This is a genomic window from Lacihabitans sp. CS3-21 (assembly GCF_024343675.1).
Taxonomy (GTDB): domain Bacteria; phylum Bacteroidota; class Bacteroidia; order Cytophagales; family Spirosomataceae; genus Leadbetterella.
On sequence record NZ_RJUD01000113.1, the window covers coordinates 146,329 to 159,399 of the forward strand.

General features: G+C 36.8%; 8 protein-coding genes. 4 read left to right on the forward strand and 4 right to left on the reverse strand.

The annotated features are described in order from the left end of the window. Positions 1-42: 42 nt before the first annotated feature. Entirely contained in the window at positions 43-1,494 is a 1,452-nt protein-coding gene (locus EGI24_RS20530) for a UDP-N-acetylmuramoyl-L-alanyl-D-glutamate--2,6-diaminopimelate ligase (protein ID WP_255050505.1), read from the reverse strand. A gap of 254 nt (positions 1,495-1,748) precedes the next feature. Here EGI24_RS20530 and EGI24_RS20535 point away from each other — a divergent pair, with 254 nt between their 5' ends. Both EGI24_RS20535 and EGI24_RS20540 read left to right on the forward strand, forming a co-directional pair. Further along, a complete protein-coding gene (locus EGI24_RS20535) occupies positions 1,749-3,794 on the forward strand; it encodes an LruC domain-containing protein (protein ID WP_255050506.1) in 2,046 nt (681 codons plus the stop codon). Between the two features lie 1,019 nt (positions 3,795-4,813). Next, positions 4,814-6,853 carry an LruC domain-containing protein gene (locus EGI24_RS20540; RefSeq protein ID WP_255050507.1) on the forward strand — a complete coding sequence of 680 codons (2,040 nt, stop codon included), beginning with the start codon at positions 4,814-4,816 and terminating at the stop codon, positions 6,851-6,853. Positions 6,854-7,031: 178 nt separating this feature from the next. On the opposite strand, the gene EGI24_RS20545 is transcribed toward EGI24_RS20540, so the two are convergent. Continuing rightward, the gene (locus EGI24_RS20545) at positions 7,032-8,312 is read right to left on the reverse strand and encodes a DUF3472 domain-containing protein (RefSeq protein WP_255050508.1); all 1,281 of its coding nucleotides are present in this window, start codon (positions 8,310-8,312) and stop codon (positions 7,032-7,034) included. 69 nt (positions 8,313-8,381) lie between these two features. Here EGI24_RS20545 and EGI24_RS20550 point away from each other — a divergent pair, with 69 nt between their 5' ends. Further along, positions 8,382-8,771: an HIT family protein gene (locus tag EGI24_RS20550; protein WP_255050509.1), complete on the forward strand. Its 390-nt coding sequence runs from the start codon at positions 8,382-8,384 to the stop codon at positions 8,769-8,771. Here EGI24_RS20550 and EGI24_RS20555 read toward each other — a convergent pair. Next, positions 8,766-10,280, reverse strand: coding sequence for a lipopolysaccharide biosynthesis protein (locus EGI24_RS20555; RefSeq protein WP_255050510.1), 1,515 nt, complete (start codon positions 10,278-10,280; stop codon positions 8,766-8,768). The two genes, EGI24_RS20550 and EGI24_RS20555, sit on opposite strands and share 6 nt — an antisense overlap. 152 nt (positions 10,281-10,432) lie before the next feature. Here EGI24_RS20555 and EGI24_RS20560 point away from each other — a divergent pair, with 152 nt between their 5' ends. Then, positions 10,433-11,176 carry an NIPSNAP family protein gene (locus EGI24_RS20560; RefSeq protein WP_255050511.1) on the forward strand — a complete coding sequence of 248 codons (744 nt, stop codon included), beginning with the start codon at positions 10,433-10,435 and terminating at the stop codon, positions 11,174-11,176. A 31-nt stretch (positions 11,177-11,207) separates the two neighbouring features. Here EGI24_RS20560 and EGI24_RS20565 read toward each other — a convergent pair whose 3' ends face one another. Further along, complete coding sequence (locus EGI24_RS20565; RefSeq protein WP_255050513.1) at positions 11,208-12,986, reverse strand: family 43 glycosylhydrolase; 1,779 nt, start codon at positions 12,984-12,986, stop codon at positions 11,208-11,210. Positions 12,987-13,071: the final 85 nt, after the last annotated feature.

The following is a 13,071-nucleotide window of genomic DNA, read 5'->3' on the forward strand; positions in this document are numbered from 1 at the left end:
TAGGTTGAATTTTAAAATATATTTTAAAATCAGGCAATAGTTTTATAAACCAAACGCCAAGCCCAACTCTTCTTTATCGTCAAAATGGCTTTTTATGCCTTTCACATCTTGGTAGGTTTCGTGGCCTTTGCCAGCTACCAAAATAATATCTTTCGAACCAGCCAATTCTGTGGCTTTTTTGATGGCTTCTCGTCTGTCGGTGATTTGCAACACTTTTTTTCTCTGTGTAATACTTACTCCAGCTTGCATATCAGCCAATATATCTTCGGGTTCTTCATTACGCGGATTGTCGGATGTAAGTATTACTATATCTGATAATTCGCAAGCTATCTTTGCCATTAGAGGCCTTTTGCCTTTGTCTCTATTTCCACCACATCCTACCACAGTTATCACTTTCTGATTTCCTTCTCTGAGGTCTTTGATAGTTTCTAAAACATTTTCTAATGCATCGGGCGTATGTGCATAATCAACAATTCCGACACGATGGTCTGTGGCCAAAATTTGCTCAAAACGACCAGGAGGCGGTTTGAGTTCTGATAGAATAGTCAGTACATTTTCAGAATTTTCTCCCAAAAGCATGGCTGTTCCGTAAACCGCTAAAAGATTGTAAGCATTGAAATTACCTATCAATTTGAACCAAACTTCCTGACCGTTTATGTCCATTTGCAGACCAAAAAGCCCACAATCCATCACTTTTCCTTTAAAATTACCTATGTTTTTTAAGGAATATGAATACTTTGTTGCAGCGGTATTTTGCAACATCACTTTGCCGTTTTTATCATCGGCGTTGGTGATGGCAAATGCCGATTTGGGTAACATGTCAAAAAAACCTTTCTTGGCTTTTATGTAATTGTCAAATGTCAAATGAAAATCGAGGTGATCCTGCGTGATATTTGTAAAAATCCCGCCCGCAAAACTCAAGCCCGATATCCTTTGCATTTCCACAGCATGTGAACTCACTTCCATAAATACATAAACGCAGCCTTTTTGCTGCATTATGCTCAACAATTCATTGATTTTCACAGAATCAGGTGTTGTATGCGTAGACGGAATGACTTCATCTTCTACTTGATTTTGTACAGTAGAAAGCATTCCACATTTATAGCCCAATTTCCTAAAAAGATTAAAAAGTAAAGTGGCTATGGAGGTTTTTCCGTTTGTACCTGTTACCCCGACCAATATTAAGCTTTTGGATGGATTTCCGTAAAAATTACAGGCTGCTATACCCATACACTTTGCTGAATTTTCAACCAAAATGTATGTGACATTTTCTACTAAAACCTCGGGAAATCTTTCACATAGAATGGCAGTTGCACCTGAATCTATGGCTTTTTGAATAAAATCATGTCCATCGACTTGCGTACCTGGAATGGCAACAAATAGTGTTTTTGGCTCAATTTTCCTTGAATCAAATTCGATTTTTAATATGTCGATATCTGTAATGCCTGATACGGATTTTAAAGGAATAGTATATAAAAGTTCGCTTAGAAGCATCTGAAAGGAAATTTCTGGTAAATATAATTTAGTAATTTGATTGGAAACCTAGATTTCAATATAAAATTTCTGCAAATCACCACCCAAAATAAAGCAAATGATAAAGTAAAATCTATGTTTTTTTCCAAGCAATAGGTCGAATTCCATTTTTTGGAAAATTTCCAATATTGATTTATTTGTAAAATCTTAATAATCAAACATTTATACTTTTGGCACCATTTTACTTAGTTTTTCAAAGAATAAAAACATAAAATATGTACAAGAAAATTTTACTTTACTCTCTAAGCCTAATAGGAATATCAAGTTGCCTTCCGATTCCCGACAATCTGGTGGAAAGCAGTACCGATGTAACCAGCGAAATTGAAAAAATTAAAGTTCCAGAATCTTTTGATTTTAAAACCTCCAGTGTCACTACCATTAAAATAAAGGTTCTCAATGGTCAGGATAAACCTATGAGCAATATACCTTTTTCAATCGTAACAGAGCCAGATGGAGAAATTTTATTTAAAGCCATTACCAATGCTTCGGGGTATTTTGAAACTCAAAAACAACTTGGCAACCATGTTGAGAAGCTGAGCTTTAAGACTGATTTGATAGGAATTCCTGGAAATATTACCATGAAAATTGAAAACAAAGAAGTATTTTTCACAATTGGAGGAACTAAGCCCACAACTGGTTTAGTAATAGAAGAAGATGAAACTAGAGCCTTGAGAGTTGGCGATTTTACAGGCATAACCGCTTTGCCAACTTTAAAAACCTTAGGAACGTGGAATTCATCGGGTGTTCCTTCCTATCTTTTACCTGTTAATGATAACATTAGTTCTTCATTTTTGTTAGATATCACCACAAGTCTACCTGAAGGTGCCAATCCATTACCGGTCACACATCCAGAATATTTACAAGAAAACAGACCTACAACATTAACTGTAAAAGAGCGTGCGGATGTATGGGTGACGTTCGTTCATGAAGGAGCGGGATATAAAAATACCTTGGGATTTTATACTTTTGATGCTCAAAATCCACCAACCACCACAGATCAGGTCACAAATCCGACCATCATCTTTCCAAACGTTTCATACGCTGGGTCAGGTGGAGGATTGGTATCAGGAAATAAAGTAAAAATTGGCACCTTCGATGCTGGCACTTCCATTGGATTTTTCTTATTATCTAATGCCTATAGTGGAACAACCGTAGGTAGCGGACTTTATCCTTTATTTAGCCATTCAAATCTAAATCCTGAAACCAACTCTGCTATAAAAAGACATTTTATCCTCTTAGATGATTCAAAATCTAATAACATCCTGTTGTCTGTTGAAGATATACGTCGTGACAATTCAGGTTGTGATAATGACTTCAATGATGCCGTTTTTACAGTTAGTTCTAATCCAGTAGTAGCCATCCAAGATCCAAATATTCCGAAAATGGACACCAATGTCGACACTGATGGAGATGGAGCGGGCGACACAAGAGACGAATTTCCGAACGATCCCGAAAGAGCCTTTAGATCATATACCCCATCAAAAACAGCATTTTCTACATTAATATTTGAGGATTTATGGCCTGCAAAAGGCGATTACGACTTCAATGACCTTGTTATAGACTACCAAATAGAGGAAGTATACAATACCCAAAACAAAATTATAGACATCTATCATAGGTCTGTTATCAAAGCCGTTGGAGCATCATTTAAAAATGGGTTTGGATTTCAGCTAAATGCCTCTCCTTCATTGATAAAAAGAGTTACTGGCAGTGTTTTAAGAAATAATATTATAACACTAAATGCCAACGGTACTGAGGCTGGCCAAAACAAAGCTGTAATTATACCTTTTGACAACGTGTTTGACAACATCAAAAGGGTAGGCTCGGAGTATCTTAATACAGTTCAAAATCAACCATACTCAAAGGCAGACACTTTGGTTGTTAAAATTGAACTAAACAATCCACAGACCCAAAGTACTGTTGGAGTAGCTCCTTACAATCAATTTATTTTCACAAATCAAGTACGAGGCCGAGAAGTTCATTTGCAAAACTACCCGCCTACCAGTTTGGCAAACATGAGTTTATTTGGAACTTCTCATGACAAATCAAATCCAGTGACGAATACCTATTACAAAAATTTCAAAAATCTACCATGGGCCATGCAAGTACCTACTAGTTTCGAGTACACCGTCGAGAAACAAGAGATAACAAGTGGCTACTTAAACTTTAGAGCATGGGCCGAAAGTGGAGGGACATTATTCAACGACTGGTATCTACCCAAACCAAATTATAGGAATACATCAAAAATCTTCATTAAATAAATAAAAAACTCTCTGCAAAGCAGAGAGTTTTTTATTTATACCTATTGTCCCGTCTTGAAATAGCCTTAAAAATTAGTAGTAATAAAAACATACAAATGATAACAAGTATGTCCAGCATACACAGAAAGATTACAACTATGCTTTTAAAATAGCCAGTATTCAGGAGGTTGAAAATGGGGAATTGGACATAAAATCAGCAACTCAAAAATATGGGATTCCATCTCATTCCACAGTTACTAGTTGGTTGCGAAAATATGGTAACATTGATTGGTAAAATAAATCAACTCAAAGGATGCCCAAATCAAAAGAATAAAAAATATTAGAATTTGAGCTGTGGGAACTTTTGCTTTTCAAGCAAAAGAAAGAACTTGAAAAGTAAGTTGAGCAAGCTAATAAAAGGCGATATTCTTGGATATGATGATCGATATCTCGGAAAAAGCATTTAAAATTCTAATCAGAAAATAGTATTGACCCAAGCAATCAAATGGAATAAAATTGCACAAAACGAAAACTAGACTAGCTTAACTAGATTGCTTGGCAAAAAGGATTCATAGACCTCCATAATTTTGCTCTGTGGTATGTCTACATCGATTATTTTATGTTTATATGTATGATTTTCTATATTTCTTTGGCCAATTCGGCACGAACGAACGAGAAAGACCTACAACATCACTATTTTCATTAACTGCGTCATCTTTTTTCTCTATTGATAGTCAATGTTTATGTTTTAAATCTTCCTTAATACCTTCTATTCATAGCATCTTCATTTGTTATTTTAGTGTTCTGGGTTATTTATTGGCTAAATGACACAAGTAATGAAGAAATAGATTTTATCGATTAAATTCCAAATCCTTTTTTTGAATCTTAAACCCAAAAAAAAGGTATTTTTTTCCATAAATTACAATATATTCCATTTTTTGGAATTATTCCAATTTAAAATACTGGCAGAGTGCTGATTATCAGACCCTTACAACCTTGGCACAATTTTCCCAACATTCATAGTAACAAAAAACCTTAACATGAAAAAAAGAATAATCATTTATTCAATAGCTACTATTGGATTAACTAGCTGTCTGCCTACTGTAGACAATCTTCCAGAACCAAAGTTGGAAACAACCAGCGGTATTGAAAAAACTAAAGTTCCAGAATCTTTTGATTTTAAAACCTCCAGTGTCACTACCATTAAAATAAAGGTTCTCAATGGTCAGGATAAACCAATGAGCAACATACCTTTTTCAATAGTAGCAGAACCCAATGGAGAAATTTTGTTTAAAGCCATTACCAATGCTGCTGGGTATTTTGAAACACAAAAACAACTTGGCAACCACGTTGAGAAACTGAGTTTTAAGACTGATTTGATAGGAATTCCTGGAAATGTTACCATGAAAATTGAAAACAAGGAAGTATTTTTCACTATCGGTGGTACGAAGCCCGCAACTGGCTTAGTAATAGAAGAGGAAACTAGAGGCATGAGAGTTGGCGATTTTACAGGCGAAACTGAGATGCCAACAATGAAAACCCTAGGAACATGGAATTCTTCGGGCGTTCCTTCCTATCTTTTACCTGTTAATGACAACATTAGTTCGTCTTTTTTATTAGATATCTCAACCAGTCTTCCTGAAGGTGCTAAACCACTGCCATTTACACATCCAGATTATTTAAAAGAAAATAGACCCACGACTTTAACTGTAAAAGAGCGTTCGGATGTTTGGGTGACGTTTGTCCATGAAGGAGCGGGATATAAAAATACAATGGGATTTTATACTTTTGATGCTAAAAACCCTCCAACCACCACAGATGAGATCAAAGAAGCTACCATTATCTTTCCAAACGTCTCTTACGCTGGGTCAGGTGGGGGATTGATCTCGGGAAATAAGGTAAAAATTGGCACCTTTGAGGCTGGCACTTCCATTGGATTTTTCTTATTATATAATGCATATGATGGAAATACGGTAGGTAGCGGTAATTATCCTTTATTTAGCCATTCAAATCTTAACCTCAAGAACAAAGAAATCAACAGACATTTTATCCTCTTAGATGATTCAAAATCTAATAATTTTCTACTTTCTATTGAGGATATTCGCCGTGACAATGAGGGTAGTGATCATGACTTCAATGATGCTGTTTTTACAGTTAATTGTAATCCAGTAGTGTCCATCGAAGATCCAAATATCCCAAAAATGGACATAAATATCGACACCGATGGCGATGGAGCTGGCGACACAAGAGACGAATTCCCGAAGGATCCAGAAAGAGCCTTTAGGTCATTCACGCCATCAAAAAAAGAATTTTCTACATTAATATTTGAGGATTTGTGGCCTTCAAAAGGCGACTACGACTTCAATGACCTTGTTTTAGACTACCAAATTGAGGAAGTATACAATACCCAAAACAAAATTGTAGATATCTATCAAAGGTCTGTCATTAAAGCCGTTGGAGCATCATTTAAAAATGGGTTTGGTTTTCAGTTAAATGCTTCTCCTGACGTGATAAAAAAAGTTACTGGCAGTGTTTTAAAGAATAATATGATAAAACTATATGCCAACGGTACTGAAGCTGGCCAAAGCAAAGCTGTAATTATACCTTTTGACAATGTATTTGATAATATCAAAAGAGTAGGCTCGGAATTTATTAACACTTTACAAAATCAGCCCTATTCAAAAGCAGACACTTTGGTAGTTAAAATTGAACTAAACGGTCCACAGACCCAAAGTACTATTGGAGTAGCTCCTTACAACCCATTCATTTTCACAAACCAGCAGCGAGGCTGGGAAGTTCATTTACAAAACTACCCTCCTACCAGCTTGGCAAAAATGGGTTTATTTGGAACTTCTCATGATAAATCGAATCCGGTGACGAATACCTATTACAAAAATTTCAACAATTTACCATGGGCTATCCAAGTTCCAACGAGTTTCGAGTACATGGAAGAGAAAAAAGAGATAACAAGTGGGTACTTGTACTTTACAGCTTGGGCCGAAAGTGGAGGAACAAAATACAAAGACTGGTATCTACCCAAACCAGATTATAGAAATAAATCAAATATCATTATAAGATAAAAGAATATAAAACTCTCTGCAAAGCAGAGAGTTTTATATTTATATCCATGATCTGTTAGCTATTCAAAATAATTGACAATCATTAGTATCGCTTCTTATCCATCGTATCAGGGCTATTATACTTTTAGACTTAAGCAACTTTCTTATAAAATAATCAATCACATTCTTCACAAAAACCTTAAGGAAGTATTGAAAAATTAATTTGGGGCATTTTGTTTTTAATTTCTCTTTCGAAAGGGGTTTTAATCATTGTGTTTTCATCAAAAAAACCACAATTTTTTAGGAAAAACCCCTCCCCACTCCTACCGCCTGCATAATCCTTTCTATAACCTATTCTAGCTGTTGCATCAGCTGAAAATACAATTTTGTTGATCTCTACCCAACCTTTTTGCTTTTCGAAAGCCCATTGGTTGCCAAAATATGCTTGGCGAGTTAAGTTTCCAGTTTCTGGTGTAAAATTTTCAAGAAAAGAATAGAGACTTTTCAAATAGGTATTTGTTTTGGGTCTATTAAAACTGGCCACAAGCCTCCATTTACCTTCTTCTGGAGCAAAAAAGTAAGCAGAATATGTCGTATGTCCTTCTCCAGCAGGTTCTGCTCCAACCAAAAACTTATAAGTATTTCCAGTTTTCCAATTAAATTTCAAATAGCTTTGGCCTCCTGCTCCTTCGTTGCCAAACTCCCCAGTGTACACATTGTCTCCTTTTTTGAGTAATAATATTTTTTGGTCGTTTGGAACTTTAGTGGGGTCATCTGTAGTAAAGGGACTCCAAATAGAGAACAAGACTCTCCTTTCGGTTTCAGAATTTACCTGCATGCCGAAATATCCCTCCTTAAATCCATTTGCCATGTAATAAGAACCCATCACATCATTCTTTTCAGGAACTGTGATTTCAGAATAAAACCATTCGATATTTTCCAATCCATCGGTGTTATAATTGAGATGAACAGATGGTCCACGTCTTCCCCAATAAAAGTAATTGCCCTCATTGTTTTTCACGAAGGAAGTTTCCAAATTTATACAAGAGCCACTTACCCCTATAGCAGAAATTTCAGCAAAACTAAGGCCTTGTTTATCAATGCCTTTCAATTCAAGTTCAACATAGCCTTGTTTATTTATTTCCCATTCCCCAGCCATGGTTTCAGATTCTCCAGTGAAGTTTATACTTTTGTTAACTCCAGCAATAGAGATTTGAATCTTGCTATTTTTGGCATTTGAAAATAGCGATACTTTCAGATTACCAATTTTATTGACTTTGAAATATACTTTACAAATTTGATCAGCCCTTGTCCAGTTTTCTAAGCCATTTTCGGTTATTTTGGCTCCATTTGTGGCCCAAGCGTTTCCACCGAGGGGAATTATTTGAGGATTGGAATCATGAGAAGTATTAATGATCGCTGACGATTTCTCGCAGGAAATGAAAAGGAGGTAAATACAAAAAGTCGCTATTCTAAACATATTTAAATAGTGAATTATCTTGTTAGGGAATGAAATATAGGCTAAAATTGCATAAAAAATTTCAGACTCATGGCCTCCATATTCACGAAAATAATCAATGGCGAGATTCCTTGCCACAAAATAGCAGAAACAGAAGATTTCTTTGCGTTTTTAGATGTATTCCCATGTGCTCCAGGACATACTTTGGTAGTACCTAAGAAGGAAGTGGACTATCTTTTTGACCTTTCTGATGAGCTATATTTGGGATTGATGGCTTTTGCAAAGTCTTTAGAACCGGCCATAAGAAAGGCTGTTCCTTGCAAAAGAGTGGGTGTGGCAGTTATAGGTTTGGAAGTACCTCATGCACACGTGCATTTAATACCGATGAACAGCATGAATGACATGAATTTCAACTCTAAAATCAAGATTTCGCAAGAGGAATTAGCCGAAATTGCTGGAAAAATCAAAGCCGGATTATAAAGCCTTTTTTAGCAAATCTGGATTTTCCTTCACCTTAAACTCATGCCAATAAACTACGCCAATAAACAGAAAAGTGAGTAGCATGTGATAGGGTATTGATACCCAAAAATTACTGATATGTATTTGAGTATTTGCCAAAATGATTAACCCTGCACCGAGTAGATAAATGGAAATTTCTTTCAATTCATAAGGAATAGGATAATACTTTTGGCCCAAAATATAGCAAGCTACTACCATAAATAATGACGAAATAGTGAACGTAATGGCACACCCCAGGTATCCAAGCCTAGGTATAAGTAGTATGTTGAGAATAATGGTCAAAATCATGGCTCCAATGGTAAGGTAAGTGCCAAATTTAGTCTTATCCACGAGTTTAAACCAAATAGAAGTATTACCATAAACACCTATAAATAAGTTGGCTAAAAGTAAAATGGGCACAATGTAAAGTCCTGAACGATAATTTTCTCCTATTAATAGGCCAATCCAGTCAAGGTTTAGACTTACACCTACCCAAAGAATTATACAGGCTATGGTAAACCATTTGGTGCTGAGTGCTATCAAATTCGGTGAGTTTTTTTCGCCCATTTTTGAGAAAAACAAGGGATCGGCGGCATAACGATACGCCTGAACCACTAGCGTCATAAAAATGGATAATTTATAGACTTGTGAGTAAATACTAAATGCTTGGTCGGGCTCGGGGAAGTCTGGATAGAAACCTATTGGAAGCAACTCCCTGAACATTAGTCGGTCAGCTGTAAGATTGATTGCTCCTGCAAGACCCATAATCATGAGTGGATAAGCATACACCAAAACTCCTTTCAACTTTGGCCAATTTATAGTGAATTTAAAACCCACAAATTCTTTCCATAATAAACCAAGCGTAATCATACTTGCCACATAATTGGCCCAAATGATATAGTCGGGGCCGATATTGACATTGTAAGCAAACGCTGCAAAAGGCTTGAGATTGGGAAGGAATTTGTCTTTGAGAATATTATTGCAAAAAATCAGATAAAAGGCATTGAGGAAAATATTAATGGCAATGTTGGTGATTTTAATCCCGACAAAACGCTTGGCTTTATTTTGAGCCCGAAGTTTTACAAAGGCTATTGCACAAATGGCATCAATGGCGATAATAATGGCCAACATGACAACCAAGCGTTCTTTTCCTTGAAAACGCATGGCATTCACCAAAGGGGTTGCTCCCAAAATCAATCCCAAAGAAAGTACGCCACTGAGAACAATAATAAAACTCAGAATAAGGTTAAAATACTCGGCTTGGTCCTCTTTTTTAGAGCCAAATCTAAAAAAAGCCGTCTCCATACCAAAAGTAAAAAGTATGTTCAGCGGAATCACGTAAGTGTAGAGCTGGGCGTTTTCAGTGAGGAGTTCGGGCTGTACAAAAACACGTGTATGCACAATCACCAGAAGCCAGTTTAGCAGTCGCCCAACGATGCTACTCATTCCATAAAGCACCGTGTCACCTGCTAATTTTTTAACTAAACTCATTTATAAAGATTCAAAATTGTGCCGCAATGTTCCGAATTTTTGGGCAAGAATGCAAAAGAAACCATCACTTTCAATTCTTATGTAACAAATAAAACATTCTGTTTATTAAAAAATTAATACTTTTACGACAAACTTATTCAAACTATTCAATAATGAAAAAAATACTATTTTTGTTTCTATTTTCTATCCTCTCCTTTTCTGTTTCTGCCCAACGCGAATTTTATGAAATGCGGGTCTATACCATGAAATTCGGTAGCCCATCTTCTGGTTTACACAATTACCTCGAAAAGTCGCTACTGCCTGCTTTAAACAGACAAGGTGTAAAAAACATTGGTGCATTTGAAGAGTGGAGCCAAGATAATCCTGCTAAAATTTATTTATTGATACCTTATGAAAGCATGTCTGCTTACGAAAAGGTAACCAAGGCTGTTAGTTCTGATAAAACTTTCGCCGAGAATTCTGCTGATTATAATTTAATAGCACAAGATAAAGTCCCTTTTAGTAGATACGAAACTTCTTTTTTCAATGCTTTTTCTGGAATTCCTCAGCTCGTAAAACCTGAAGTTGGTTCAATGGTATTTGAAGTCCGTACATACGAAGGCTACATAGAAGATGCTTATCAAAGAAAAATAAAAATGTTTAATGAAGGTGAGTTACAGATTTTCAAAGAAACTGGTCTGCATTCGGTAATGTTTGGCGAAAAAATTGCTGGCCCTCAAATGCCTTGCCTCACTTATATGCTTGCCTTCAAAGATTTGGCTGAGCGTGATGCCAACTGGAAGAAATTCTCGGATCACCCAGAATGGAAACGTATCTCAAAACTACCAGAATACGCGAACTCAGTTTCTAATATTTACAGGGTGTTTTTGAAGCCTTTGAAGTATTCACAGTTGTGATAATTTGAAAGTGAGATTAATTACCTCACTTTCAAATCCCTCCCTTCACCTCACTAACTTTACTCACTCCATTTTCATTAAAAGATTCGATGGCGAAATAGTATTTCACACCTACGTTTAGGGCTCGGATTTCTTTTTCAGAAGGTTCGTCGGCCCAAATTTGGTAGGTTTGGTAGAGTTTATCGGGTGCTATACCCCACAAGATGTTATAACCTACTGCTCCTGGTACTTTCTCCCATTTAATGAAGGCGTTGCGTTCGTCTTTGTCACGTTTGGCTTCTAGATTTTTTGGTGTTTCGGGGGCACTACCTCCGCCATTGCCAAAAACTCTAATATCGCTCACGGCCAAATTTGGCATCGGAACATGCACATTCTCAAATTTGATGTATCTCGCCTTTACGGCTTTTGGCAATTCGATATAGGCATTTGGGCGGTCACGTTTTTCGTTAGAATTATCTTCAATTTTTGTCCAATTTTTGCCATCCAAAGAACTATAAATTCTGTATTGAATGAATACTTTTGGGAGAGAAGAATCGTAAATATCTGACTTATAATCCGTATAGTTGATTTGCAAAGCATTCACTGTGCAGGCTTTTTCTAAATCTATGGTCAACCATTCTTTGGCAATGTTGGTATTGGCCACCCAGAAAGTTCTTGGGTTTTCGTCTGTAACCAAATTCGAGCTAAATTTATCCTCTTTTTGAGAAGAAGTCATTGTCGGTTTTTTGTAAGAAAGCAGCATCCAACCCGTAAAAAGCTCGTCTTTATCAGTCAATTTTTTTGTTGGCAATTTGTGCGGAAAATCTGCGAAACGGGTATTGGCAAACATCTGTCCGTCTTTATCAAATGCCGTTGGCACCATCTCTATTCTACGCTCAAAATTCCAGTTTACGGCTATCCATGGTGTACCCATGTTCCAGTAATTTCCATAGTTGTCTTTGAAAGTACATCCATGGCCCATTCCTTGCATAAAGCCGCCAGGTTTGTACGAAATTGGATTGTAAGGTGCATATTTGAACGGCCCGAGCGGGTGGTCACCCACATAAGTACCATTGGCGTATACGTTGTACTCTGTCCCGGGTGCACCATATTGCAAATAATACTTGCCATTGTGTTTGGTCATCCAAGCTCCCTCGGTGAAAGGTGTAATGTCGGATTTATGGTCTTGTCCGAAGCGTTCCCAACCATGATTTACGGGGTCGAGGTATATGAATGGCTTATAGTCCCCTTTATAGGTCAGTTTTTTGTCTTTATCAAGCTGAGCTCCAAACAAGGGGTAGGTATTTGAGGAACCCCAATACATATACCATTCTTTCAGGTCTTCGTCATAAAAAAGAGCAGGATCCCATGGGCCAACGTCTTTAGGGAGTTGAGGTAACCAGCGGTTATAAAATTCCAGTTTGCCAGTTTTGGGTTCTGTGGTATAAAAAATGGGTCTCTGCTGAAAAGTAGATTGAAAAAGAAACAAAGTATCGTCTTTGCTCCATGCAGCTGGAGCACACATATCTTCCATCGGCCAGCGGCTCGGTTTTATATATCGCCAGTCTGAAAGATCTTTGGAATGCCAATAGCCACCCTGGATGGTATGAAAAAGGTAATATTCGCCATTATGATTGATTACCACAGGGTCAGCTCCACTGCGGTAAGATATTTTATCGTTGACCTGTTCCCAATTGTACTGATAGTTGATATCCATGGGATTGCAGTAGGTTTTCTTTTGGGTAGCATTGGCAGCAGGGATGTTAAATTGCGGCAACTGTGCTGTTGCTCCAAGACAAGAAATAAACAGAATAGCTAAGTATTTTTTCATACAAATTGGGTTGAAAAGTATGCTAAAATACAAAATGAAGTTTAATTGTTATACGGCAATAAACTTTAAATGGTTTTTCGGCATT